34 protein-coding genes are annotated in these 24,486 nt (G+C 55.3%); all 34 read left to right on the plus strand.

The window, feature by feature from the left end; genetic code table 11:
- The first annotated feature begins 3 nt into the window (after window positions 1–3).
- The 34 genes from rpoC (at window position 4) to HZS81_RS03380 (ending at window position 24,457) form a co-directional block, all read left to right on the plus strand.
- Complete coding sequence (rpoC, locus tag HZS81_RS03215; protein WP_179929124.1) at window positions 4–4,221, plus strand: DNA-directed RNA polymerase subunit beta'; 4,218 nt, start codon at window positions 4–6, stop codon at window positions 4,219–4,221.
- 157 nt (window positions 4,222–4,378) lie between these two features.
- Window positions 4,379–4,753 carry a 30S ribosomal protein S12 gene (gene rpsL, locus HZS81_RS03220; protein WP_009098973.1) on the plus strand — a complete coding sequence of 125 codons (375 nt, stop codon included), beginning with the start codon at window positions 4,379–4,381 and terminating at the stop codon, window positions 4,751–4,753.
- A 155-nt stretch (window positions 4,754–4,908) separates the two neighbouring features.
- Entirely contained in the window at window positions 4,909–5,379 is a 471-nt protein-coding gene (gene rpsG / locus HZS81_RS03225; RefSeq protein ID WP_179929125.1) for a 30S ribosomal protein S7, read from the plus strand.
- A gap of 123 nt (window positions 5,380–5,502) precedes the next feature.
- On the plus strand, window positions 5,503–7,626 hold the full coding sequence (gene fusA, locus HZS81_RS03230) for an elongation factor G (RefSeq protein WP_179929126.1): 2,124 nt from the start codon (window positions 5,503–5,505) through the stop codon (window positions 7,624–7,626).
- 29 nt (window positions 7,627–7,655) lie between these two features.
- Window positions 7,656–8,849, plus strand: coding sequence for an elongation factor Tu (gene tuf, locus HZS81_RS03235; RefSeq protein WP_179929127.1), 1,194 nt, complete (start codon window positions 7,656–7,658; stop codon window positions 8,847–8,849).
- A gap of 157 nt (window positions 8,850–9,006) precedes the next feature.
- A complete protein-coding gene (gene rpsJ, locus HZS81_RS03240) occupies window positions 9,007–9,318 on the plus strand; it encodes a 30S ribosomal protein S10 (RefSeq protein WP_009098983.1) in 312 nt (103 codons plus the stop codon).
- A gap of 155 nt (window positions 9,319–9,473) precedes the next feature.
- Window positions 9,474–10,112, plus strand: a complete 639-nt coding sequence (rplC, locus tag HZS81_RS03245; protein ID WP_179929128.1) for a 50S ribosomal protein L3 — start codon at window positions 9,474–9,476, stop codon at window positions 10,110–10,112.
- Between the two features lie 14 nt (window positions 10,113–10,126).
- On the plus strand, window positions 10,127–10,732 hold the full coding sequence (gene rplD / locus HZS81_RS03250; RefSeq protein ID WP_179929129.1) for a 50S ribosomal protein L4: 606 nt from the start codon (window positions 10,127–10,129) through the stop codon (window positions 10,730–10,732).
- Window positions 10,729–11,025: a 50S ribosomal protein L23 gene (gene rplW, locus HZS81_RS03255; RefSeq protein ID WP_179929130.1), complete on the plus strand. Its 297-nt coding sequence runs from the start codon at window positions 10,729–10,731 to the stop codon at window positions 11,023–11,025. Before rplD ends, rplW begins: the two co-directional genes overlap by 4 nt.
- A 17-nt stretch (window positions 11,026–11,042) precedes the next feature.
- Window positions 11,043–11,870, plus strand: a complete 828-nt coding sequence (gene rplB, locus HZS81_RS03260) for a 50S ribosomal protein L2 (RefSeq protein ID WP_179929131.1) — start codon at window positions 11,043–11,045, stop codon at window positions 11,868–11,870.
- A gap of 33 nt (window positions 11,871–11,903) precedes the next feature.
- A complete protein-coding gene (gene rpsS, locus HZS81_RS03265; protein WP_013330996.1) occupies window positions 11,904–12,179 on the plus strand; it encodes a 30S ribosomal protein S19 in 276 nt (91 codons plus the stop codon).
- 18 nt (window positions 12,180–12,197) lie between these two features.
- A complete protein-coding gene (rplV, locus tag HZS81_RS03270; protein ID WP_179929132.1) occupies window positions 12,198–12,530 on the plus strand; it encodes a 50S ribosomal protein L22 in 333 nt (110 codons plus the stop codon).
- 11 nt (window positions 12,531–12,541) lie between these two features.
- The gene (gene rpsC / locus HZS81_RS03275; RefSeq protein WP_179929133.1) at window positions 12,542–13,243 is read left to right on the plus strand and encodes a 30S ribosomal protein S3; all 702 of its coding nucleotides are present in this window, start codon (window positions 12,542–12,544) and stop codon (window positions 13,241–13,243) included.
- Window positions 13,244–13,258: 15 nt separating this feature from the next.
- Window positions 13,259–13,672, plus strand: coding sequence for a 50S ribosomal protein L16 (gene rplP, locus HZS81_RS03280; protein ID WP_179929134.1), 414 nt, complete (start codon window positions 13,259–13,261; stop codon window positions 13,670–13,672).
- Window positions 13,672–13,863, plus strand: coding sequence for a 50S ribosomal protein L29 (gene rpmC / locus HZS81_RS03285; RefSeq protein WP_016915779.1), 192 nt, complete (start codon window positions 13,672–13,674; stop codon window positions 13,861–13,863). The genes rplP and rpmC overlap by 1 nt, the downstream gene beginning before the upstream one ends.
- A 1-nt stretch (window position 13,864) precedes the next feature.
- Window positions 13,865–14,125, plus strand: coding sequence for a 30S ribosomal protein S17 (gene rpsQ / locus HZS81_RS03290; protein ID WP_179929135.1), 261 nt, complete (start codon window positions 13,865–13,867; stop codon window positions 14,123–14,125).
- 50 nt (window positions 14,126–14,175) lie between these two features.
- Entirely contained in the window at window positions 14,176–14,547 is a 372-nt protein-coding gene (gene rplN / locus HZS81_RS03295; protein WP_179929136.1) for a 50S ribosomal protein L14, read from the plus strand.
- A 14-nt stretch (window positions 14,548–14,561) separates the two neighbouring features.
- Window positions 14,562–14,876, plus strand: coding sequence for a 50S ribosomal protein L24 (gene rplX / locus HZS81_RS03300; RefSeq protein ID WP_179929137.1), 315 nt, complete (start codon window positions 14,562–14,564; stop codon window positions 14,874–14,876).
- 18 nt (window positions 14,877–14,894) lie between these two features.
- Window positions 14,895–15,434 carry a 50S ribosomal protein L5 gene (rplE, locus tag HZS81_RS03305; RefSeq protein ID WP_179929138.1) on the plus strand — a complete coding sequence of 180 codons (540 nt, stop codon included), beginning with the start codon at window positions 14,895–14,897 and terminating at the stop codon, window positions 15,432–15,434.
- Window positions 15,435–15,444: 10 nt separating this feature from the next.
- Complete coding sequence (gene rpsN, locus HZS81_RS03310; protein ID WP_179929139.1) at window positions 15,445–15,750, plus strand: 30S ribosomal protein S14; 306 nt, start codon at window positions 15,445–15,447, stop codon at window positions 15,748–15,750.
- Between the two features lie 33 nt (window positions 15,751–15,783).
- Complete coding sequence (gene rpsH, locus HZS81_RS03315) at window positions 15,784–16,176, plus strand: 30S ribosomal protein S8 (RefSeq protein WP_179929140.1); 393 nt, start codon at window positions 15,784–15,786, stop codon at window positions 16,174–16,176.
- Window positions 16,177–16,185: 9 nt separating this feature from the next.
- Window positions 16,186–16,716 carry a 50S ribosomal protein L6 gene (gene rplF, locus HZS81_RS03320; protein WP_179929141.1) on the plus strand — a complete coding sequence of 177 codons (531 nt, stop codon included), beginning with the start codon at window positions 16,186–16,188 and terminating at the stop codon, window positions 16,714–16,716.
- Between the two features lie 9 nt (window positions 16,717–16,725).
- A complete protein-coding gene (gene rplR, locus HZS81_RS03325) occupies window positions 16,726–17,076 on the plus strand; it encodes a 50S ribosomal protein L18 (RefSeq protein ID WP_179929142.1) in 351 nt (116 codons plus the stop codon).
- Window positions 17,077–17,088: 12 nt separating this feature from the next.
- Entirely contained in the window at window positions 17,089–17,589 is a 501-nt protein-coding gene (gene rpsE, locus HZS81_RS03330) for a 30S ribosomal protein S5 (protein ID WP_179929143.1), read from the plus strand.
- 5 nt (window positions 17,590–17,594) lie between these two features.
- On the plus strand, window positions 17,595–17,777 hold the full coding sequence (gene rpmD / locus HZS81_RS03335) for a 50S ribosomal protein L30 (RefSeq protein ID WP_179929144.1): 183 nt from the start codon (window positions 17,595–17,597) through the stop codon (window positions 17,775–17,777).
- A 3-nt stretch (window positions 17,778–17,780) separates the two neighbouring features.
- On the plus strand, window positions 17,781–18,215 hold the full coding sequence (rplO, locus tag HZS81_RS03340; protein ID WP_179929145.1) for a 50S ribosomal protein L15: 435 nt from the start codon (window positions 17,781–17,783) through the stop codon (window positions 18,213–18,215).
- Entirely contained in the window at window positions 18,216–19,547 is a 1,332-nt protein-coding gene (gene secY / locus HZS81_RS03345; protein WP_179929146.1) for a preprotein translocase subunit SecY, read from the plus strand.
- A gap of 62 nt (window positions 19,548–19,609) precedes the next feature.
- Window positions 19,610–19,723 (plus strand): 50S ribosomal protein L36, encoded by a 114-nt coding sequence (gene rpmJ / locus HZS81_RS03350; protein WP_009099023.1) that lies wholly within the window; start codon window positions 19,610–19,612, stop codon window positions 19,721–19,723.
- 191 nt (window positions 19,724–19,914) lie between these two features.
- A complete protein-coding gene (gene rpsM / locus HZS81_RS03355) occupies window positions 19,915–20,271 on the plus strand; it encodes a 30S ribosomal protein S13 (protein WP_179929147.1) in 357 nt (118 codons plus the stop codon).
- A 39-nt stretch (window positions 20,272–20,310) separates the two neighbouring features.
- On the plus strand, window positions 20,311–20,697 hold the full coding sequence (rpsK, locus tag HZS81_RS03360) for a 30S ribosomal protein S11 (protein ID WP_096276490.1): 387 nt from the start codon (window positions 20,311–20,313) through the stop codon (window positions 20,695–20,697).
- A 12-nt stretch (window positions 20,698–20,709) separates the two neighbouring features.
- Window positions 20,710–21,330, plus strand: a complete 621-nt coding sequence (gene rpsD / locus HZS81_RS03365; protein WP_179929148.1) for a 30S ribosomal protein S4 — start codon at window positions 20,710–20,712, stop codon at window positions 21,328–21,330.
- Between the two features lie 115 nt (window positions 21,331–21,445).
- Window positions 21,446–22,441 (plus strand): DNA-directed RNA polymerase subunit alpha, encoded by a 996-nt coding sequence (locus HZS81_RS03370; protein WP_179929149.1) that lies wholly within the window; start codon window positions 21,446–21,448, stop codon window positions 22,439–22,441.
- 39 nt (window positions 22,442–22,480) lie between these two features.
- Complete coding sequence (rplQ, locus tag HZS81_RS03375) at window positions 22,481–22,867, plus strand: 50S ribosomal protein L17 (RefSeq protein WP_179929150.1); 387 nt, start codon at window positions 22,481–22,483, stop codon at window positions 22,865–22,867.
- A 333-nt stretch (window positions 22,868–23,200) separates the two neighbouring features.
- Window positions 23,201–24,457: a D-alanyl-D-alanine carboxypeptidase gene (locus HZS81_RS03380; RefSeq protein ID WP_338401806.1), complete on the plus strand. Its 1,257-nt coding sequence runs from the start codon at window positions 23,201–23,203 to the stop codon at window positions 24,455–24,457.
- Window positions 24,458–24,486: the final 29 nt, after the last annotated feature.

Consider the following 24,486-nt stretch of genomic DNA (forward strand, 5'->3'; position numbering starts at 1 on the left):
CCAATGAAAGATTTGGTGAAAGTCCTCAAATCGCAGTCTCAGACCGAAGAGTTTGACGCGATTAAGATTACCCTGGCATCGCCGGATATGATTCGCTCCTGGTCTTTCGGCGAGGTGAAGAAGCCCGAGACCATCAATTACCGTACCTTTAAACCGGAGCGGGATGGTCTGTTCTGCGCCAAAATTTTTGGCCCGGTGAAAGACTACGAGTGTTTGTGCGGCAAATATAAGCGCATGAAGCACCGCGGTATCATCTGCGAAAAGTGTGGCGTAGAAGTGACCAAAGCCGCCGTGCGCCGTGAACGCATGGGGCACATCGAGCTCGCTTCGCCGGTGGCACACATTTGGTTTTTGAAGTCACTGCCGTCGCGTATCGGCATGTTCCTCGATATGACCCTGCGTGATATCGAGCGCGTGCTGTACTTCGAAAGCTTTGTGGTGATCGACCCCGGCATGACCACGTTAGAGCGTGGTCAGCTGTTGAACGACGAGCAGTATTTTGAAGCGCTGGAAGAGTTTGGCGACGACTTTGACGCTCGTATGGGGGCTGAAGCCGTTCAAGAGCTACTCAAAGACATTGATCTGGAAGAAGAGATTAACCACCTGCGCGAAGAGATTCCGCAGACTAACTCCGAAACCAAGATCAAGAAACTTTCTAAGCGCTTGAAGCTGCTGGAAGCCTTCTACAACTCCGGTAATGCGCCGGCGTGGATGGTCATGGAAGTGCTGCCTGTGTTGCCGCCGGACCTGCGTCCGCTGGTACCGCTGGATGGTGGCCGCTTTGCGACCTCTGATCTCAACGATCTTTACCGTCGCGTGATCAACCGTAACAACCGCCTGAAGCGTCTTTTAGACCTCAATGCGCCAGATATCATCGTGCGCAACGAAAAACGCATGCTTCAGGAAGCGGTCGATGCGCTGCTGGATAACGGCCGTCGTGGCCGCGCAATCACGGGCTCCAACAAGCGCCCGCTGAAATCGCTCGCCGACATGATCAAAGGTAAGCAGGGTCGTTTCCGTCAGAACCTGCTGGGTAAGCGCGTCGACTACTCGGGCCGTTCGGTCATCACCGTGGGTCCGACCCTGCGTCTGCACCAGTGCGGTCTGCCCAAGAAAATGGCGCTGGAGCTGTTTAAGCCATTTATCTACTCCAAGCTGCAGTCGTTGGGCTATGCCTCGACGATCAAAGCCGCCAAGAAGATGGTCGAGCGCGAGCTGCCCGAAGTGTGGGACATCCTCGCCGATGTTATCCGCGAGCACCCGGTACTGCTTAACCGCGCGCCCACGCTTCACCGTCTGGGTATCCAGGCGTTCGAGCCGCTGTTGATCGAAGGTAAAGCGATTCAGCTTCATCCGCTGGTGTGCGCTGCCTATAACGCCGATTTTGACGGTGACCAGATGGCGGTCCACGTACCGCTGACCCTGGAAGCTCAGCTCGAAGCGCGCACGCTGATGATGGCGACAAACAACGTCTTGTCACCGGCAAACGGCGAGCCGATCATCGTGCCGTCGCAAGACGTTGTGCTGGGGCTTTATTACATGACCCGGGAAAGGATCAATGCGCCTGGGGAAGGCATGGTGTTCTCCGGTCTCGATGAAGTCGAGCGCGCCTTTGGTACCCAGTCAGTATCCCTGCACGCCAAAGTCAAAGTGCGCTTTGACGAAGTGGATGTCGATGAAGAAACCGGCGAGCGCACTGAGCATCGCCGCCTCTACGACACCACGGTCGGTCGTGCTCTGCTGTTCCGCATTCTACCGGATGGCGTGCCGTTTGACTTGATCGATCAGCCGATGAAGAAAAAGGCGATTTCGGGTTTGATCAACGAAGTGTATCGCCGCGCCGGGCTTAAACCGACCGTCATCTTTGCTGACCAGTTAATGTACACCGGTTTCCGCTGGGCAACTTGGTCGGGTGCCTCGATCGGTGTGAATGACTTTGTTATCCCAGACGCCAAAACCGAGATCGTCGATGCGGCGGAAGCGGAAGTCAAAGAGATTGAAGACCAGTTCTCCTCGGGCCTTGTGACCGCGGGCGAGAAATACAACAAGGTCATCGATATCTGGTCCAAGGCCAACGATAAAGTCGCCAAGGCAATGATGGCCGGTATCTCGAAAGAGAGCGTGATTGATCGCGATGGCAACGAAGTTGAGCAGGATTCGTTCAACAGCGTCTTCATCATGGCTGATTCCGGCGCGCGTGGTTCGGCGGCCCAGATTCGTCAGCTCGCCGGCATGCGTGGCCTGATGGCCAAGCCGGATGGCTCGATCATCGAAACACCGATCGTGGCCAACTTCCGTGAAGGCTTGAACGTGCTTCAGTATTTCATCTCGACTCACGGCGCGCGTAAAGGCCTTGCCGATACGGCATTGAAAACGGCCAACTCGGGTTACTTGACGCGTCGCCTCGTTGACGTGGCGCAAGACTTGGTGATTACCGAGAGCGACTGTGGCACCGAAAATGGTTTGACACTGCACCCGATTATCGAAGGCGGCGATATCATCGTACCGCTTTCCCAGCGTGTGCTAGGACGTGTTGTCGCGCAGGATGTGATCGATCCGGGTAGCGAAGAGGTGCTGATTCCGCGCGGCACGCTGCTGGATGAAAAATGGTGCGCTGAGCTGGACACCATGGGTGTCGATGAGATCATCGTACGTTCGACCATTACCTGTGATACACCGCACGGTGTCTGCTCGGCCTGTTATGGCCGTGATCTGGCGCGGGGTCATCAGGTCAATATCGGCGAGTCTGTCGGTGTTATTGCCGCGCAGTCAATCGGTGAGCCAGGTACCCAGCTGACCATGCGGACGTTCCACATCGGTGGGGCGGCATCGCGCTCATCAGCAGTGGATAGCGTGCAGGTCAAGCACGGCGGCAAGGTGCGCCTGCACAACATCAAGCACGTCGAGCGTACTGACGGCAAGTTGGTCGTGGTATCGCGCTCTAGTGCGCTAGCCGTGGCCGATGATCATGGTCGTGAGCGTGAGTACTACAAGCTGCCCTACGGTGCTGAGCTTGCCGTACGTGATGGCGACGTGGTCGATGCCGGTGCGACGGTAGCGAAGTGGGATCCGCACACCCACCCGATCGTCGCCGAAGTCGAAGGCCAGGCACAATTCCTCGATCTCGACGAAGGTGTCACCATGCACCGTAGCGTTGATGAAATGACCGGTCTCTCGTCTATCGAAGTGATTGAATCAGCGGCGCGCCCGATGGCGGGTCGCGACAAGCGCCCGATGATCATGCTGAAAGACGCTAGCGGCGAGTATGTCGCGGTGTCAGGCTCCAATACACCGGTACAGTACCTGTTGCCGGGTAAATCGATCATTTCCGTGGATGACGGAGCGACCATTGGCGTCGGTGAAGTCGTCGCGCGTATTCCGGTCGAGGCCTCGGGCAACAAAGATATTACCGGTGGTCTGCCGCGTGTAGCGGACCTGTTCGAAGCGCGTAAGCCGAAAGAGTCCTCGATTCTGGCGGAAATCAGCGGTGTGCTCAGCTTTGGTAAAGAGACCAAAGGCAAGCGTCGTTTGACGATCACGCCGGAAGATGGTGATCCGTTTGAGATGCTGATTCCGAAGTGGCGTCAAATTGCCGTCTTCGAAGGTGAAACCGTCGAGAAAGGCGAAGTCATTTCCGATGGGCCGAGCAACCCGCACGATATTTTGCGCTTGCTGGGTGTCGCGGACTTGGCCAAATACATCACCGCTGAAGTTCAGGACGTTTATCGCCTACAGGGTGTTGGCATCAACGATAAGCACATCGAAGTCATCGTGCGCCAGATGCTGCGTAAGGTCGAGATTACCGATTCGGGTGATTCTGACTTTATCACCGGCGATCAAGCCGAGCTTGTCCGCGTGCTGGAGCAGAATGAGCGCTTGGAAAAAGACGGCAAATTCCCGGCCAAGTATCAGCGCCAACTGCTGGGTATTACCAAAGCAAGCCTCGCCACCGAGTCGTTTATTTCCGCGGCCTCCTTCCAGGAGACGACGCGTGTACTAACTGAAGCGGCGGTAACCGGTAAGCGTGATTACCTACGCGGCCTGAAAGAGAACGTGGTGGTGGGTCGATTGATCCCTGCGGGTACCGGTCTTACTCACCATGCCGAGCGTCGTCGTAAGCGAGATGACGTTGATAGACTGCTCAACCCATCGGCGATGGAAGTCGAGCAGGAGCTTGGAGCTCAGCTAACGGCGTTGGATTCCGACGACGAAGAGCTCTAACCCTCGTTAGCCCCAGCGTTAGGCCATGGTGATAAAACCGTCGCCATGACTTGACGATGGCTGGGGCAAACTATTAGAATGCGCAGCCTTTAACAGTGGGGCGGGTGCGCCCGCATCCATTGGAAGGTAAGGCAACCATTGGAGTCAGCTACAGACTATGGCAACGATTAATCAGCTAGTGCGGAAGCCGCGCAAGCGCCCCGTCACCAAGAGTGACGTGCCAGCGCTGCAGGCCTGCCCGCAAAAACGCGGCGTATGTACGCGCGTTTACACCACTACCCCGAAGAAGCCGAACTCGGCGTTGCGTAAGGTTTGCCGTGTGCGCCTGACCAACGGCTTTGAAGTGTCTTCTTATATCGGCGGTGAAGGCCACAACCTGCAAGAACACTCAGTCGTGCTAATCCGCGGCGGTCGTGTGAAGGATTTGCCAGGGGTGCGTTACCACACTGTTCGCGGTGCCCTGGATACCTCAGGTGTTCAGAACCGTAAGCAGGGTCGTTCTAAATACGGTACCAAGCGTCCGAAGTCTTAATTCGGTTGCGTTGGTTCGAGTAGTGCAGCTGCGTAAGTGCTGCCAAGCGGTCAACACGAATATGATGGTCTGATAAGAGTAAGGTCGAGCGGCGCTGTGGTATCACGGGGCGAGTCTTGGGTTTACCTGAAGGATCCTTAAATTGAGGGCTTATCATGCCTAGAAGAAGAGTTGTAGCGAAGCGCGAGATTCTGCCGGATCCGAAGTTCGGAAGTGAGCGCCTAGCCAAGTTCATGAACCACCTGATGTTCAGCGGTAAGAAGTCCGTAGCTGAGCGCATCGTGTATGGTGCGCTGGACAAGGTTGCCGAGCGCAGTAAAGAAGAGCCGCTGGAAATCTTCGATAAAGCGCTGGAAGCGATTCAGCCGATGGTCGAAGTGAAATCGCGCCGCGTCGGCGGTGCGACTTATCAGGTGCCGGTAGAAGTTCGTCCGTCTCGTCGTCAAGCGCTGGCTATGCGCTGGTTGGTTGACGCGGCGCGTCGTCGCGGTGAAAAAACGATGGTGCAGCGTCTGGCGGGTGAAATGCTGGACGCCGCAGAAGGTAAGGGCTCTGCGGTTAAGAAGCGCGAAGACGTACACCGTATGGCAGAAGCCAACAAGGCGTTTTCTCACTATCGTTTCTAAGCTCGAATGTTCTTGAGGTGCTGCTTGGATGGATGGTGTTGGTTGTTTCACAATCGGTACGCCTGAGTTCGAGCACACCTCTTCGTGCATTTCGCGCATTGCCAACTAACGGGAGTTACCACCGTGGCACGCAAGACTCCATTAAATCGTTACCGTAATATCGGTATCGTCGCTCACGTTGACGCGGGTAAAACCACGACAACAGAGCGCGTATTGTTTTACACCGGCCTTTCGCACAAGGTAGGTGAAGTACATGATGGTGCGGCCACCATGGACTGGATGGAGCAGGAGCAGGAGCGTGGTATTACCATCACCTCGGCTGCGACGACCTGTTTCTGGCAGGGTATGAGCAAGCAGTTCCCTGAGCACCGCATCAACATCATCGACACCCCGGGGCACGTTGACTTCACCATTGAAGTTGAGCGTTCTTTGCGCGTACTTGATGGCGCGGTCGTTGTGCTGTGCGGGTCTTCCGGCGTTCAGCCGCAGACCGAAACCGTATGGCGCCAGGCCAATAAGTACGAAGTCCCGCGTATGGTCTTCGTCAATAAGATGGATCGCACCGGTGCTGATTTCTTCATGGTGGTTGACCAGTTGAAGGAGCGCTTGGGTGCTAATGCTGTGCCAATTCAGATCAATTGGGGCACGGAAGAAAACTTTAAGGGCGTTATCGACCTGATTCAGATGAAGGGTATCCTGTGGGACGAGGATAACTTGGGTATGAATTACGACTTGGTCGATATCCCCGAAGAGCTGCAAGAAACCGCTGAGAAATACCGCGAGCAAATGGTTGAAGCGGCTGCCGAAGGCACCGACGAGTTGATGGATAAGTATCTCGAAGGCGGTGAGCTGACGGTCGAAGAGATCAAAGCGGGTCTTCGTGCACGTACACTGGCGAACGAAATCGTTCTCGTAACCTGTGGTTCTGCGTTTAAGAACAAGGGCGTTCAGGCTGTTCTCGATGGCGTTATCGAGTACATGCCGTCGCCGACAGAAGTTAAGGCGATTGAAGGCGAGCTTGACGATAAAGACGGCACCGTCGATACCCGTGAAGCGGATGACAGTGCGCCCTTCTCAGCGCTGGCGTTTAAGATTGCTACTGACCCCTTCGTGGGTACCTTGACCTTTATTCGCGTCTATTCTGGCGTGTTGAACTCCGGTGACGGGGTGTACAACTCGGTCAAGAGCAAAAAAGAGCGTGTGGGTCGTATCGTTCAGATGCACTCCAACTCGCGCGAAGAAATCAAGGAAGTCCGTGCCGGCGATATCGCCGCTTGTATCGGTCTGAAAGATGTTACCACCGGCGATACGCTGTGTGATATCAACCACAAGATCGTACTTGAGCGCATGGAGTTCCCGGATCCGGTTATCTCGGTTGCCGTTGAGCCGAAGTCAAAAGCCGATCAGGAGAAGATGGGTGTTGCACTGGGCAAACTCGCTCAGGAAGATCCGTCCTTCCAGGTGAAAACCGACGAAGAGACTGGCCAAACGATCATCTCCGGTATGGGTGAGCTTCACCTGGATATTCTTGTTGACCGTATGCGTCGCGAGTTTAAGGTGGAAGCCAATATCGGTAAGCCGCAGGTGGCCTACCGTGAAACTATCCGCGGCAGCGTCGAGCAGGAAGGTAAGTTTGTACGCCAGTCCGGTGGTCGCGGTCAGTACGGTCACGTTGTGATGCGCATCGAACCGCTGACTTATGAAGAGAAAGGCGAAGGAGACGACGAAATCTTCTTCAAGTTTATCTCTGAAATCGTGGGCGGCGTGGTTCCCAAGGAATACGTCCCGGCGGTAGAGAAAGGGGCTTACGAGCAGCTGAAAAACGGCGTCATCGCGGGTTACCCGATGATCGACGTTAAAGTCACGCTGTTTGATGGCTCCTACCATGACGTAGACTCCAACGAGACTGCGTTTAAGATTGCTTCTTCTATGGCAGTGAAAGAAGGTGCCAGGAAGGCCAAGGCCGTGCTGCTGGAACCGGTGATGAAGGTCGAGGTCGTGACCCCCGAAGAGTTTATGGGTGACGTCATGGGCGACCTGAACCGTCGTCGCGGTCTGGTGCAGGGCATGGATGACTCTTCTTCTGGCAAGGTCATCCGCGCAACGGTGCCGCTGGGTGAGATGTTCGGTTATGCAACCGATCTTCGCTCTCAGACCCAGGGCCGTGCGAGCTACTCCATGGAGTTCGCGAAGTACGACGAGGCGCCCTCCAGCGTCGTAGAAGCCGTCATCAACCAAAACGGTTAACCGTTAGCTAACGTAAAGAGGTTATAGCAGTGGCTAAGGAAAAATTTGAACGCTCCAAACCGCATATCAACGTCGGTACCATCGGTCACGTTGACCATGGTAAAACGACCCTGACTGCGGCCCTGACTCGCGTTTCCGCTGAAGTGTTCGGCGGTGACTGGAGCGAGTTTGACGCCATCGACAATGCTCCGGAAGAGCGTGAGCGCGGTATTACGATCGCCACCTCGCACGTTGAGTATCAGTCCGAGACGCGTCACTACGCTCACGTCGACTGCCCGGGGCACGCCGACTACGTCAAGAATATGATCACCGGTGCTGCGCAGATGGATGGCGCGATCCTGGTATGTTCTGCCGCAGATGGCCCGATGCCGCAAACTCGCGAGCACATCTTGCTTTCTCGCCAGGTTGGCGTTCCGTACATCGTCGTGTTCCTGAACAAAGCGGACATGGTAGATGATGAGGAGCTGCTCGAACTGGTAGAGATGGAAGTTCGCGAGCTTCTCGACCAGTACGACTTCCCGGGCGACGACACGCCGATCGTTACAGGTTCTGCGTTGATGGCGCTTGAGGGTAAAGATGACAACGGCATGGGTACGACTGCTGTTGCCAACCTGATCAAAGCGCTGGACGAGTACATTCCGGAGCCGGAACGTGCTATCGATCAGCCGTTTTTGATGCCGATCGAGGACGTATTCTCTATCTCTGGCCGTGGTACCGTTGTTACCGGCCGTGTAGAGCGTGGTGTTATCAAGGCGGGTGAAGAAGTGGAAATCGTGGGTATGCGCGATACCACCAAAACCGTCGTGACCGGTGTTGAAATGTTCCGTAAGCTGCTCGACGAAGGTCGTGCAGGCGAGAACGTTGGCGCGCTGCTTCGCGGTACCAAGCGTGACGACGTTGAGCGCGGTCAGGTTCTGGCGAAAACTGGCACCATCACGCCGCACACCGTCTTCGAAGCTGAAGTCTATGTGCTGTCCAAAGAAGAAGGTGGTCGTCACACGCCGTTCTTCAAAGGCTACCGTCCGCAGTTCTACTTCCGTACTACTGACGTAACCGGTACCTGTGAACTGCCGGAAGGCGTTGAGATGGTCATGCCGGGCGACAACGTGAAAATGGTTGTTACCCTGATCGCTCCGATCGCCATGGACGACGGTCTGCGCTTCGCAATCCGTGAAGGTGGACGTACTGTCGGTGCTGGCGTTGTCGCCAAGATCGTTAAGTAAGTCGATCCATTAGGATCAAAGGGGGCTCTTAGAGCCCCCTTTTCTACGCATCAGCGAGAAGTGTTTGACATGCTTCGCTGGCGTGCCTATAATGCGCATCCTTTGAATGCGTGGGTAGACGGCTCGCGCCGTCGACATCCATTGGAGTTTAGGGCAAATGCAGAACCAAAAGATTCGCATTCGGTTGAAAGCATTCGACCATCGCCTGATCGATCAGTCCACTGCGGAGATTGTAGAAACCGCAAAGCGTACTGGTGCTCAGGTTCGTGGGCCGATTCCGCTCCCGACCAATCGCGAGCGCTATACCATACTGATTTCACCGCACGTCAACAAAGATGCGCGCGACCAGTATGAGATTCGCACTCATAAGCGTGTGCTCGATATCGTTGAGCCCACTGAGAAAACAGTTGACGCGCTGATGAAGCTCGATCTCGCTGCTGGCGTAGACGTGCAAATCAAGCTCGACTAATCACACTAGACACTCGCGGCCTAGCGCTTTTCAGGTTTTAACAGAGAAAAGCAGCAGCCGCCGCGCCGTGAGGCGCCACACAATGTGCTAGTGGAATGCTCTGGAAAGGGCAGCCATAGCGGGTGATAGCCCCGTACACTATAGGAGAACTGAGAATGACTATCGGTTTGGTCGGTAAAAAGGCCGGGATGACCCGTGTCTTTACCGAAGACGGAGCATCCGTGCCCGTAACCGTTATTGAGGTTGATCCTAACCGTGTTACACGCGTTAAGTCTGTCGAGTCTGACGGCTACGCGGCGGTTCAGGTTACAACTGGCTCTCGTAAAGCTAAGCACCTCACCAAAGCGCAAGCGGGTCAGTTTGCCAAGGCAGGTGTTGAAGCTGGTCGCAAGCTGATGGAGTTTCGTCTGGAAGAAGGCGAAGAGGCTCCTGAAGTAGGCGGCGAACTCACCGTATCCCTCTTCGAAGCTGGTCAGATGATCGATGTGACCGGCACCTCTAAGGGTAAAGGTTTCCAGGGCGCTGTTAAGCGCTGGAACTTCCGTACCCAAGACATGACCCACGGTAACTCTCTGGCGCACCGCGCACCGGGTTCCATCGGTATGTGTCAAACTCCGGGTCGCGTATTTAAAGGCAAGAAAATGGCCGGTCAGATGGGCAACGCCCGCTGCACCGTGCAAAGCCTTGAAATCGTCCGTGTCGACGCCGAGCGCAATCTGCTGCTTATTAAAGGTGCCGTTCCGGGAGCAACCGGTAGCGACGTTGTCGTTCGCAGCGCCGTGAAAGCTGGCTGAAGGGGATATTACCAATGAATCTGAATCTTGCTGCAGGCGCGGGTACCGTTGAAGTAGCCGACGCCACCTTTGGCAAAGAATTCAATGAGGCGCTGGTTCATCAGGTTGTCACCGCTTATTTAGCCGGTGGTCGCCAGGGAACACGCGCACAGAAAAACCGTTCTGAAGTACGCGGCGGTGGTAAGAAACCGTGGCGTCAGAAGGGTACCGGTCGCGCACGCGCCGGCACGATCCGTTCTCCGCTGTGGCGCAGCGGCGGCGTTACCTTCGCGGCTCGTCCGCAAGACTACACCCAGAAGGTAAACCGTAAAATGTACCGCGCGGCGATGCGTTCCATTTTGTCAGAGCTAGTGCGTCAAGAACGCTTAGTGGCAGTGGATGAGTTTGCCGTTGAAGCGCCGAAAACCAAGCAGGTCGCTGCCAAGCTCAAAGAGCTGGATCTGGAAAAAGTGCTGATCATCACTGAAGAAGTTGATGAAAAGCTCTACTTGGCCGCGCGCAATCTTCCCCACGTTGACGTGGTGGATGTTGCAGCCGCTGATCCGGTGAGCCTGGTTGCCTTTGATAAGGTGTTGGTCACCGTCTCCGCCCTGCGTAAATTCGAGGAGAAGCTGGCATGAACCAAGAACGCGTATTCAAGGTTCTGCTTGGGCCGCACGTGACCGAGAAGGCCGCGATGGCAGCAGAGCGCAATCAGTACGTTTTCAAAGTCGCGAGCGACGCTACTAAGCCCGAGATTAAAAAAGCAGTTGAAGCGCTGTTCGGCAAGAAAGTCGATCGCGTTCAAGCGCTAAACGTCAAAGGTAAGACTAAGCGTACCGCAAACGGCGTTGGCATGCGTAAAGGGTATCGCAAAGCGTATGTCACCCTCGCCGCAGGTGAAACGCTCGAAGACTTCTCTGGCGCCGAATAAGGGCAGGAGTACGGATAATGGCAATCGTCAAGACCAAACCCACATCCGCCGGTCGTCGCCACGTCGTTAAGATTGTTGGCGAAGCGCTTTACAAAGGCCGTGCCTATGCACCGCTTTTGGAAAAGCAGTCCAAGTCCGGTGGACGTAATAACTACGGTCGTATCACTACCCGTCACATGGGGGGTGGTCACCGTCAGCACTACCGGTTGATCGATTTCAAACGCACCAAAGATGGCATTCCGGCCACCGTTGAGCGTTTGGAGCATGATCCCAACCGTAGCGCGCACATCGCGCTGTTGAAGTATGCCGATGGCGAGCGTCGTTACATCATTGCGCCGAGAGGCGTCAGCGCGGGTGACGTGCTGGAATCTGGTGTTAACGCGCCCATCAAGAAAGGCAATGCCTTGCCGCTGCGCAACATCCCGCTGGGTTCTACCGTTCACGGTATTGAACTCAAGCCGGGTAAAGGCGCGCAGATTGCTCGCAGTGCCGGCACAAGCGCCCAGCTGGTCGCTCGTGAAGGTAACTACGCGACCCTGCGTCTTCGCTCTGGCGAGATGCGTAAAGTCCTGGCGGAATGTCGTGCGACCTTGGGTGAAGTGAGCAACTCCGAGCACAGCCTGCGTCAACTTGGCAAGGCCGGTGCGAAGCGCTGGAGAGGCGTGCGCCCAACCGTTCGCGGCGTTGCAATGAACCCGGTGGATCACCCGCACGGTGGTGGTGAAGGTCGCTCTAGCGGCGGTCGTCACCCGGTTACACCTTGGGGTGTGCCGACTAAGGGTCATAAGACGCGTAAGAACAAGCGCACCGACAAGCTAATCGTCCGTCGCCGTAAGGCACGGTGATTAAAATCGCCAAGATATTAAGGGGTAACGGCTGTGCCACGTTCACTTAAGAAAGGTCCCTTCATTGACCTTCATCTTTTGAAGAAGGTCGAGGTAGCAGTGGAAAAGAACGATCGTAAACCGATCAAGACCTGGTCGCGTCGTTCGATGATCCTGCCGAATATGGTAGGTCTGACCATTGCAGTACATAACGGTCGCCAACACGTCCCGGTGCACGTCTCCGAGGAAATGGTTGGTCACAAGCTAGGCGAATTCGCTGCCACCCGCACTTATCGTGGGCATGCGGCGGACAAGAAAGCCAAACGGTAAGCCAAAGAGGATTGAGAGATGGAAGTCACAGCTAAGCTGCGTGGCGCTCGTTTATCCGCCCAGAAGGCCCGTTTGGTGGCTGACCAGGTGCGCGGTAAACCTGTCGCCGAGGCACTTGACCTTCTGACCTTCTCGCCGAAGAAGGCTGCTACGTTGGTCAAAAAAGTGCTGCAGTCCGCCATTGCAAACGCGGAAGAAAACGAAGGCATGGATATCGACGAGCTGCGTGTCTCGACCATCTGCGTCGATGAGGGCATGACGCTCAAGCGTATCAAGCCGCGTGCCAAAGGGCGTGCGGATCGTATCTTGAAGCGCACCTGCCACATCACCGTTAAGGTAGCCGAGAAGTAGGAGTCGACCAGATGGGTCAGAAAGTCAATCCAACAGGCATTCGACTGGGCATCGTTAAAGACCATGCTTCTGTCTGGTATGCCGAGCGCGGCGCTTACGCCGATAAGCTCAATAATGATCTCGCAGTGCGTAGCTTCTTGGAGCAGCGTCTCAAAAACGCCTCCGTAAGCCGCATTAACATCGAGCGTCCAGCGAATAACGCCCGCATCACCATTCACACTGCCCGTCCGGGTATCGTGATTGGTAAAAAAGGGGAAGATGTCGACCGTTTGCGTCGTGATCTGACCGAGATGATGGGTGTCCCCGTGCATGTGAACATCGAAGAAGTTCGCAAGCCGGAGCTGGATGCCAAGCTGGTAGCTGCTAACGTTGCGGGTCAGCTAGAGCGTCGCGTCATGTTCCGTCGTGCGATGAAGCGCGCGGTACAAAACGCCATGCGTCTAGGTGCCGGCGGCATCAAGATTCAGCTGTCAGGTCGCTTGGGTGGTGCTGAAATCGCACGTACCGAATGGTATCGCGAAGGTCGCGTTCCGCTGCACACACTGCGTGCGGATATCGACTACGCCACTTACGAAGCTCACACCACCTACGGCGTCATCGGCGTCAAAGTGTGGATCTTCAAGGGTGAAATCCTCGGCGGTATTGAGGAAGTTCGTGCCAAGGCTAAGCAACAGCCTTCCGGCAACGCACCCAAGAAGAAAGGTTCCAGGTAAGGGGAGAGCGAGTCGATGTTACAGCCCAAGCGTTTAAAATTCCGCAAGGTGCAAAAGGGCCGCAACCGTGGCCTAGCACATCGCGGAAGCAAGATTAGCTTTGGGGAGTATGGCCTCAAAGCGACTGGCCGCGGACGTATTACCGCGCGCCAGATCGAAGCAGGCCGTCGTGCGATCACACGTCACGTAAAACGTGGCGGTAAGATTTGGATCCGCGTATTCCCGGATAAGCCGATCTCTAAAAAGCCGCTCGAAGTTCGTATGGGTAAGGGTAAAGGTTCCGTCGAGTACTGGGTCGCCCAGATCCAGCCGGGTCGGGTCTTGTACGAGATTGAAGGTGTGTCCGAAGAGCTTGCGCGTGAAGCGTTTGAGTTGGCCGCCCAGAAAATGCCCATATCCACCACCTTTGCGAAACGGACGGTGATGTGATGAAAGCCCAGGAAATTCGTGAAAAGTCAGTCGGCGAGTTGCAAGAGCAGCTCCTCGAACTCCTCCGCGAGCAGTTTAACCTGCGCATGCAGAAGGCCACCGGCCAACTGAGCCAGACTCATCTGCTCAAGCAGGTCCGTCGGGATATCGCCCGCGTGAAGACTGTGCTTAACGAGAAGGCAGGTGATTGAGATGGCCGAAGAAAAGAAAACTCGTACGCTCACCGGTAAAGTGGTGAGTGACAAGATGGATAAATCCATCGTCGTAATGATTGAGCGTCGTGAACGTCACCCGATCTACGGTAAATACGTAAAGCGCTCCACCAAGCTGCACGCCCATGATGAGGCGAATCAAGCGAAGGCTGGCGATACGGTCTCTATTGAAGAGTGCCGTCCGCTGTCCAAGATGAAAGCTTGGACGCTAGTCGAGGTGGTCGAGCAGGCCAAGGGTTAATTCCTGCGTCTGTTCAACCAGTGCAGTCAGATTAGGTTTGGAGAAAACCGATGATTCAGACTCAGACAATGCTGGATGTCGCTGACAACAGCGGAGCGCGCCGGGTGCAGTGCATCAAGGTGCTAGGCGGCTCACACCGTCGTTACGCTCGCGTTGGTGACATCATTAAAGTATCGATAAAAGAAGCGATTCCGCGTGGCAAGGTCAAAAAAGGCCAGGTCATGAAAGCGGTAGTCGTTCGTACAAAGAGCGGCGTCCGTCGTCCTGACGGTTCGCTGATCCGTTTCGACGGAAATGCGGCGGTTCTGTTGAACAACACCAACGAACAGCCGGTCGGCACCCGTATTTTCGGGCCGGTCACTCGTGAACTACGTAATGAAAAGTTCATGAAGATCATTTCCTTGGCGCCTGAAGTGCTGTAAGGAGCGAGGCGGATATGCAAAAGATCAAACGTGACGATGAAGTCATCGTCATCGCCGGGAAGGATAAAGGCAAGCGCGGTACGGTTAAGCGTGTGTTAGACAATCGCTTCGTCGTATCCGGTGTGAACATGATTAAGCGTCACACCAAGCCAAATCCCATGGCGGGAAATCAGGGCGGTATCGTGGAGCGTGAGGCTCCGATTCACGCGTCCAACGTAGCCATCTTCAATTCGGAGACCGGTAAGGCGGATCGCGTCGGCTTCCAAGTGAGCGAAGACGGTACCAAGGTACGTATCTACAAGTCGACGCAAACGCAGATCGACGCCTAACGTGAGTCGGGTAGCAAAATGGCGAACTTGAAAGAACGTTATCAAAACGAGGTAGCAGCTCAACTCAAAGAAGAGTTCAGCTATGCCAACGTAATGCAGGTGCCGCGGATCACAAAAGTGACCCTGAACATGGGCATCGGCGATGCGGTCAGCGATAAAAAGCTGATCGATAATGCCATCGGCGACCTGGAGATGTTGTCCGGTCAAAAGCCGTTGGTGACCAAGGCACGCAAGTCCATCGCGGGCTTCAAGGTTCGCGAAGGTTGGCCGATCGGTATCAAGGTGACCCTGCGCGGTGAGCGCATGTGGGACTTCCTTGACCGCCTGGTCAACATCGCGATTCCTCGTGTGCGTGACTTCCGTGGTCTCAACCCGAAGTCTTTTGACGGTCGCGGCAACTATTCTATGGGTGTGCGTGAACAGATCATCTTCCCGGAGATCGAGTATGATAAAATTGATCGCATCCGTGGGCTCGATATCACCATCACCACTACCGCCAACACCGACGAGGAAGGCCGTGCGCTACTGCGCGCGTTGAGCTTCCCGTTCAAAAAATAGGGCTGAGATCATGGCAAAGAAAAGCATGGTAGAGCGTGAGCTCAAGCGCACTAAGTTGGTCGAGAAGTACGCGGCCAAGCGAACTGAACTCAAAGCGGTCATTTATGATGTGAACGCTTCCGACGAAGAGCGCTTCGAAGCGCAGCTTAAGCTGCAGCAACTGCCGCGCGACTCAAGTCCGGTACGTCAGCGTAACCGCTGCCGCATTACCGGCCGTCCGCACGGTTTCTACAACAAGTTCGGTCTCGGCCGTAACAAGCTGCGTGAAGCCGCCATGCGTGGCGACGTCCCTGGTCTGAAAAAGTCCAGCTGGTAAGTGCCACGTAGCATCATCAGGAGCGCACATTAAATGAGCATGCAAGACACTCTGGCGGATATGTTTACCCGTATCCGCAATGCGCAGATGGCCACCAAGGAGACGGTCACCATGCCGTCCTCCAAGTTGAAAGTGGAAGTGGCCCGCGTGTTGAAAGAAGAGGGCTATATCACCGATTTCGCGGTGGCTGAAAGCACCAAGCCCGAGCTGACTGTGACTCTCAAGTACTTTGAGGGTAAGCCGGTTATCGATCACATCCAGCGGGTTTCCAAGCCGTCTCTGCGCCAGTACAAAGGCAAAGACAATTTGCCCAAGGTCGCCGATGGTCTGGGTATCGCGATTGTCACTACCTCCAATGGGGTAATGACTGATCGTGCCGCGCGCCAGGCGGGTGTCGGTGGCGAAGTCATCTGCACCGTATTCTAGGAGGCTGGAATGTCCCGCATAGCGAAATATCCGGTTAAAGTGCCTGCCGGCGTCGACATCAAAATTGATGCTGACCAGCTGACCGTAAAAGGCAGCCAAGGCACGCTGTCGATGACGATCCACGCGGATGTCGTGGTGGGTCAGGAAGACGGCCAGCTAACCTTTGCCCCGAGTGAGTCGGCGAAGAGCTGGGCGATGGCCGGCACTACCCGTGCGTTGGTTCAAAACCTGGTCACGGGCGTATCCGAGGGCTTTACGAAGTCCCTCGAAATTGTTGGCGTCGGTTATCGTGCTCAAGCGAAGGGCCAGACGCTCAATCTTTCACTGGGCTTCTCGCACCCGGTCGACTACCAACTGCCTGAAGGTGTCTCAGCGGAAACGCCGAAGAACACCGTCATCGTGCTGAAAAGCGCGGATAAGCAGAAGCTCGGTCAGTGCGCCGCGGAAATCCGCGCCTTCCGTCCGCCTGAGCCGTATAAGGGCAAGGGTGTTCGGTACGCCGACGAGCTGGTGCGTCGCAAAGAAGCCAAGAAGAAGTAAGGCAGGGTTATGAACGCGAAGAAAGAATCTCGTCTCCGTCGTGCCCGCCGTGCTCGCGCCAAAATTCGCGAGCTAGGCGCGTTCCGCCTGTGCGTCAACCGTACCCCGCGTCACATCTATGCGCAGATTATCTCGCCGGATGGTGGCAAAGTGCTTGCCAGCGCTTCTACGCTGGATAAGGCGCTTCGCGAGGGTGCAACCGGTAACACAGAGGCAGCCACGCAAGTGGGCACCCTGATTGCCGAGCGCGCAAAAGAAGCAGGCATCACCCAGGTGGCCTTTGACCGTGCTGGTTTTAAGTATCACGGTCGCGTCAAGGCTTTGGCCGACGCCGCGCGTGAAGGCGGCCTGGAATTCTAAAGGGTTTTTACGATGGCGAAGAACGAACAGCAAAACGGTGATTTGCAAGAGAAGTTAGTGCAGGTCAACCGTGTCGCCAAGGTGGTCAAAGGTGGTCGTGTTTTCGGCTTTACCGCACTGACCGTCGTTGGTGATGGTAAAGGTCGTGTCGGCTTTGGTCGTGGTAAGGCGCGTGAAGTGCCGATTGCGATTCAAAAGGCGATGGATCAAGCACGTCGCAACATGGTCAAGGTGAACCTCTCAGGCCACACGCTGCAGTACCCGGTGAAAGCCCGTCATGGCGCTTCTAAGGTTTACATGCAGCCGGCTTCTGAAGGTACCGGTATCATCGCTGGCGGCGCTATGCGCTCTGTACTAGAGCTCGCTGGCGTCCACGATGTACTGGCCAAGTGCTACGGTTCCACCAACCCGGTCAATGTTGTACGCGCTACCGTAAACGGTCTCGCGTCCATGCAAGCACCGGAAGACGTGGCCGCTAAGCGCGGTCTGTCTGTCGAAGCGATCACGGGGTGAGCACCATGGCAGCAACGATCAAGGTTACCCAGATCCGCAGCACCATCGGCGTTCTACCCAAGCACAAGGCTAATATCCAAGGCCTGGGTTTGCGTCGCATCGGTCACACGGTTGAGCTGGAAGACACCCCCGCCGTACGCGGCATGATTCACAAGGTTAACTACCTTGTGCGCGTTGAGGGAGAGTAATCCATGAAACTCAATACCCTGAGCCCGGCACCGGGCTCCAAACAGGCTGAAAAGCGTGTTGGTCGTGGTATCGGTTCCGGTCTAGGCAAGACCGGTGGCCGTGGCCATAAAGGCCAGAAGTCACGCAGTGGCGGTAGCGTTAAGCCAGGTTTCGAAGGCGGTCAGATGCCGTTGCAGCGTCGCCTGCCGAAGTTTGGTTTCACGTCTGCCAAGTCACTGGTGTCTGAAGAAGTACGTCTGGCGGAACTGGCGAAAGTTGCCAGCGACGAAGTTACTATGCAGACGCTGAAAGATGCCAACGTGCTGAAGGATGGGACGCGTCACGCGAAGATCATCCTTTCTGGCGAATTGAACAAGGCAGTTACTGTTCGTGGTATTAAGGTCACCAAAGGTGCCCGTGCTGCGATCGAAGCTGCTGGCGGCAAGGTAGAGGACTAAATGGCCAAGTCAGGAAATATGCCGGCGACGGGCAGCGGTCTGGGTGAACTTTGGGCGCGGTTGCGCTTTGTGCTCATCGCCATCGTGGTGTACCGCATCGGTGCCCACATCCCCGTGCCCGGTATCAATCCTGACCAGCTTGCTGCCTTGTTTAGGGAGCAACAGGGCACCATCCTGGGCATGTTCAACATGTTCTCAGGCGGTGCTCTGGAGCGCATGAGTGTCCTCGCCCTGGGTATTATGCCCTACATATCGGCGTCGATTATCATGCAGCTGATGACTGCGGTTTCGCCCCATCTTGAGCAGCTCAAGAAGGAAGGCGAGGCCGGCCGCCGCAAGATTAGCCAGTACACTCGCTACGGCACGGTGCTACTGGCCCTTGTACAGGCCACCGGCATGTCGGTGGGCCTGGCTAGTCAAGGTATCGCTTACAGCGCTGACTTTAGCTTCTTTTTCACTGCCGTGGTGACATTTGTCGCCGGCGCAGTGTTTATGATGTGGCTAGGTGAGCAGATCACCGAGAAGGGGATTGGCAACGGCATTTCGCTGCTAATCTTCTCGGGGATCGTCGCTGGGCTACCCAGCGCCGTGGGGCAAGCGTTTGAGCTTGCTCGCAATGAAGGGGCTTGGAATGTTCTGCCGCTGTTAGCGTTGACCGTGCTGGGTGTTGCTACGGTGGCGTTTGTGGTCTTCATTGAGCGTGGCCAACGCCGGCTCAAAGTGAACTACCCACGTCGCCAAGTTGGCAACAAGATGTATGCAGGTCAGAGCAGTTATCTGCCGCTGAAAGTCAACATGGCCGGTGTTATTCCCGCCATCTTTGCTTCCAGCATTCTGCTCTTCCCTGCCTCAATCGGCCAATGGGTCGGTGCAGGGGACGGTATGGAGTGGCTCCAGCGCGCCTCACAGGCGTTAGGGCCCGGTCAGCCGCTTTACATCTTGCTTTTCGGCGCGGCGGTGGTATTCTTCTGCTTCTTTTACACAGCGCTGGTCTTCAACCCCAAGGACGTAGCTGACAATTTGAAAAAGTCAGGTGCTTTCTTACCGGGTATTCGCCCTGGTGAGCAGACCGCTCGCTACATCGACAAAGTCATGACGCGTTTGACGTTGTTCGGTGCACTGTACATTACTGCCGTCTCCTTGATGCCTCAGTTCCTGATCGTGGCGTGGAACGTACCGTTCTTTTTCGGCGGGACCTCGTTACTGATTGTGGTGGTGGTTATTATGGATTTCATGGCACAGGTGCAGTCGCATCTCATGTCGCACCAGTATGACTCGGTGATGAAGAAGTCCAACCTGAAAGGCTATGGTAGCGGCGGTATCATGCGCTGACGCGCGCCGTCCACTCCTATCAAGGGAAGGGCGCGCCACGAGCCGTTTTTGGAGAAAGAACGATGAAAGTTCGAGCTTCCGTAAAGAAGATGTGCCGTAACTGTAAGATTATTCGTCGCAATGGCGCTGTCCGCGTCATTTGCATCGAACCGCGGCACAAACAGCGCCAGGGTTAATCTCTGGGCTGACGTTTAAGCCGGTGCTGGCATATCCCTAGCACAGCATGCAAAGCAGTTCTTACGAAACAGTTCTTATGAACTAGCTCGTATGTATATATGTATTTGCATCTGTGCGCTGAAAGGGATATGCTGTTGCGCCTTTTGTAGATGAACACACGAGCAAGCCGCTCAAACTTCGGAGTAAGCTGATGGCCCGTATTGCAGGCGTCAATATCCCGGATAACAAGCATGCGGCGATCTCGCTGACCTATATCTTCGGAATCGGTCGTACCCGCGCTGAGCACATCTGTGCTGCTGCTGGTATTGCACCGACTGCCAAAGTTCAGGACCTGTCTTCTGAAGAAGTTGACACACTACGTTCTGAAGTTGGTAAGTACACCGTAGAAGGTGACCTTCGTCGTGATGTGACGCTTAACATTAAGCGTCTCATGGACTTAGGTTGCTACCGTGGTCTGCGTCATCGCCGTAGTCTTCCGCTGCGTGGTCAGCGGACTAAGACTAACGCGCGTACCCGTAAGGGCCCGCGTAAGCCGATCCGCAAATAACACGCACGTTCTGGCGTAAAGACAGGAATAGACATCAACATGGCTAACCCGCGCAGTAACCGTAAAAAGGTTAAAAAGCAGGTAGTGGATGCCATCGCGCATATCCATGCCTCTTTTAACAACACGATCGTGACGATCACAGACCGCCAGGGCAATGCTCTTTCTTGGGCAACTGCCGGTGGTTCGGGTTTTCGTGGTTCTCGTAAGAGCACCCCGTTCGCTGCTCAAGTGGCAAGCGAACGTGCAGCAACTGCTGCAGCCGAGTATGGTGTGAAAAACGTCGACGTGCTGGTCAAAGGCCCCGGTCCTGGCCGTGAATCCGCCGTGCGCGCACTGAATGCCGCCGGCTTCCGCGTGCAAAGCATCACCGACGCGACGCCCATTCCCCATAATGGTTGCCGTCCGCCGAAGAAACGCCGCGTTTAAGGAGACAGATTCATGGCCCGTTATATTGGACCGAAGTGCAAATTGTCTCGTCGTGAAGGCACCGACCTCTTTTTGAAGAGTGGTGTGACTCCCTTCGAGAAAAAGTGTAAATCCGAGCAAATCCCGGGTGTACACGGCCAGCGTCGTCAGCGTCTTTCCGACTACGGCTTGCAGCTTCGCGAGAAGCAGAAAGTACGCCGTATGTATGGCGTACTCGAAAAGCAGTTCCGCAACTATTATAAAGCCGCTGCTCGCCTGAAAGGCGCTACCGGTGAAGTATTGTTGCAGTTGCTCGAATCCCGACTGGACAACGTCGTCTACCGGATGGGCTTCGGCTCGACTCGCTCTGAAGCGCGTCAGCTGGTCAGCCACAAGGCGATTGTCGTGAACGGAAAAACCGTTAACGTGGCTTCTTATCAAGTGAAGCCGGGTGACGTGGTTTCTATTCGCGAAAAGGCGAAGAACCAAGCTCGCATCCAAAACGCATTGGCACTCGCTGCCAACCGCGGTGATGTGGTGTGGATTGAAACCGACGCCAAGAAGATGGAAGGCACTTTCAAGGCTCTGCCTGAACGCGGTGACCTGTCTGCCGACATCAACGAAAACCTGATCGTCGAGCTGTACTCGAAGTAAGCCTTTAATAGCTTCTTCAAGCCCGGGCGGAGTAGCGCTGCTTCCCGCCCGGTTACTCTTGAGTTAAACCCTCTTGAGTACTCAGTATCCGTTTGGCAGCCTGAAAGGTGTTCTTATGCAGCGTTCAGTGACCGAGTTTCTCCGTCCTCGCGACATCAAGGTCGAAGAAATCAGCGCACATCACGCCAAAATCGTTCTCGAACCGTTCGAGCGCGGCTTTGGCCACACCCTGGGGAATGCACTACGTCGCATTCTGCTTTCATCCATGCCCGGCGCTGCCGTGGTAGAGGCTGAAATTGCTGGTGTCGAGCACGAATATAGTGCGCTCGAAGGGGTGCAGGAAGATGTCATTGAAATCCTCCTGAATTTGAAAGATGTTGCGATCAAGATGCACAGCCGCGATGAGGCGGTGCTCTCGCTGAACAAGCAGGGCCCAGCCGTCGTCACCGCTGGCGACATTGCGCTTGATCATAGCGTCGAAATCGTTAATCCGGACCATGTGATTGCCCACGTCAATGAAGGTGCCGAGCTGAAAATTCAGCTAAAGGTAGCGATGGGTCGTGGTTACGAGCCGGCAGACGTTCGTGGCTCTGACGAAGAGTCTCGCACGATTGGGCGCCTGCAGCTGGATGCCACCTTCAGTCCTGTGCGTCGTGTTTCCTACGCGGTCGAAGCCGCTCGTGTTGAGCAGCGTACCGATCTCGATAAGCTGATTATCGATCTGGAAACTGACGGTACTTTGGATCCGGAAGAGGCTATCCGCCGCAGCGCGACCATTCTGCAAGAGCAGCTGGCCGCCTTCGTCGACCTGGAAGCGGATAAAGAACAGGAAGTCGAAGAAGAAGAAGATCACGTTGATCCGATTCTACTGCGCCCCGTAGACGATCTTGAGTTGACCGTTCGCAGCGCTAACTGCCTAAAAGCCGAGAATATCTACTATATTGGCGATCTGATCCAGCGCACAGAAGTTGAGCTGTTGAAGACCCCCAATCTCGGTAAAAAATCTTTGAATGAAATCAAAGACGTTTTGGCAGCGCGCGGCTTGTCCCTCGGCATGCGGCTAGAGAATTGGCCGCCCGCTAGCCTGAAGGACGACAAGGCCTCTGCGTGAGCGTCGACTTGAGTCCCAGTTTGGTAAGGAATCACAACCATGCGTCATCGTAAGAGTGGTCGTCAATTAAATCGTAACAGCTCGCATCGTCAGGCCATGTTCAAAAACATGTCCGTGTCGCTCGTCGAGCACGAAGTGATTAAGACAACCCTACCCAAAGCCAAAGAGCTGCGTCGTGTCATCGAGCCGTTGATCACTTTGGCCAAGCAAGACAGCGTTGCCAACCGTCGTTTGGCGTTTGCCCGCACGCGCTCTAAAGAAGCCGTCGGCAAACTGTTCAACGAACTAGGACCGCGTTACGTCGAACGTCCGGGCGGTTACGTCCGTATTCTCAAGTGCGGTTTCCGCACTGGCGACAACGCGCCAATGGCATACGTTGAGCTTGTGGATCGTCCGGTAATTGAAGAAGCTGTTGCTGAAGAGTAATTTTTAGCAACACGTCTTCACTGCCGGTAAAACCGGCCTTATCCTTTTGCGTTAACAGCGCTTGGGTAAGGCCGGTTTTTTTTGCTTTATTGATTAGTTGAAACTTATTTAAGGTTTTATTTTGTGCTAAATCATAATCCGCGTATTTACGCTTGCTTTGTTATGGCATTTAAGGCGAAGCTGACCATAATAAAAAATTGAGCCGTTAAATTGGCATCGTTACGGGGGCATCACATGCAAGGGGCATCGGCATACGCATCCCAGCTACGCGTTTATCCGCGTAGCTTGTGTTTGGTCTGGCTAGTTTTATTTGTTTCATGCTTGGCACTTTTTGTGTCTTCAAACGCCCACGCGAATCCGCGTTATGCTGGCATCGTAGTTGATCTTGAAAACGGCGAAGTGCTCTACGCAGAAAATGCCGATGCGCGGCGTTATCCTGCCTCGTTAACCAAGATGATGACGCTCTACTTAGCATTTGAAGCGCTGGAAGACGGTACCCTTCGTTTAGATCAAGCTCTGCCCGTCTCGCGTTATGCAGCCGCTAAACCTGCGGTAAAACTATGGCTTGCCGCGGGTAGCTCGATTCCGGTCGACACCGCTATTCGGGCGCTGGCGGTACGCTCGGCGAATGACGTCGCTGCGGTGGTAGCCGAAGCGTTAGGCGGCAGCGAAGTGCGTTTTGCGCAAATGATGACCACTAAAGCGCGCGAGCTGGGCATGCACGCCACTACCTTTCGCAATGCCTCAGGCTTACCAGATAACGCTCAGGTTACGACGGCGCGGGATATGCTGACGCTCTCAGTACGCGTCATGCAGGACTTTCCCCAGTATTACCATTATTTTGGCCTGCAAGAATTTACCTATAGAGGAAAACGTTACACCAGTCACAACCGATTGGTGAGTGACTACCCGGGTGCCGATGGGTTAAAGACCGGCTTTATTCGCGCCTCGGGTTTTAACGTCGCCACCACGGCTAAGCAAGGCGGACGTCGGTTGGTGGGTGTGGTGATGGGCGGGTTTAGCTCCCAATCCCGCGATACGCACATGGCGGATTTGCTCAATCGCAGCTTTATGCGCGCCGATTTGCGTGACCAGGGCACATGGTTAGCCGATGCCAACTTCTCGCGTGAATTTATGCGCTTTGGTCAGCCGCAGGTATCTGAGCCCGTAGAGCCCGCGCCTGCCGCGCACTCGCCTCAGCTGCTAGCGTCGCTGGAAACGTCTGTTAATACGGCTCAAGGTAGTCGTGCTGATATAAACGCGTTTGAGACCCCGATCATTGAGCGAAATGACCCGTTGCGTGCGTTGATTGAGCGCGAAACGACACTTCCCGACCCACCTGCGGCGGGGACTTGGGGAATTCAGGTGGGGGCCTTTAGCTATATTGACCAAGCGCAGCAGTTTGCACGGCTTGCCGCTGAGCGTTTGCCCCATGAGATGAATGGCCGTATTGCGGTTGATACGCTGGACAGTCAGCGCTCACTTTTTCGCGCCCGGCTGATGGCACTACAAGAAGGCCAGGCGCGACAGGCTTGCCAGCAGCTCAAGGCCCAAGGGATGGATTGTATGGTGGTTAACGCAAGCCTCTAAACATCGCATCGTCACGACACCTCGTCAGG

The organism is Vreelandella salicampi, assembly GCF_013415105.1.
GTDB lineage: Bacteria > Pseudomonadota > Gammaproteobacteria > Pseudomonadales > Halomonadaceae > Vreelandella > Vreelandella salicampi.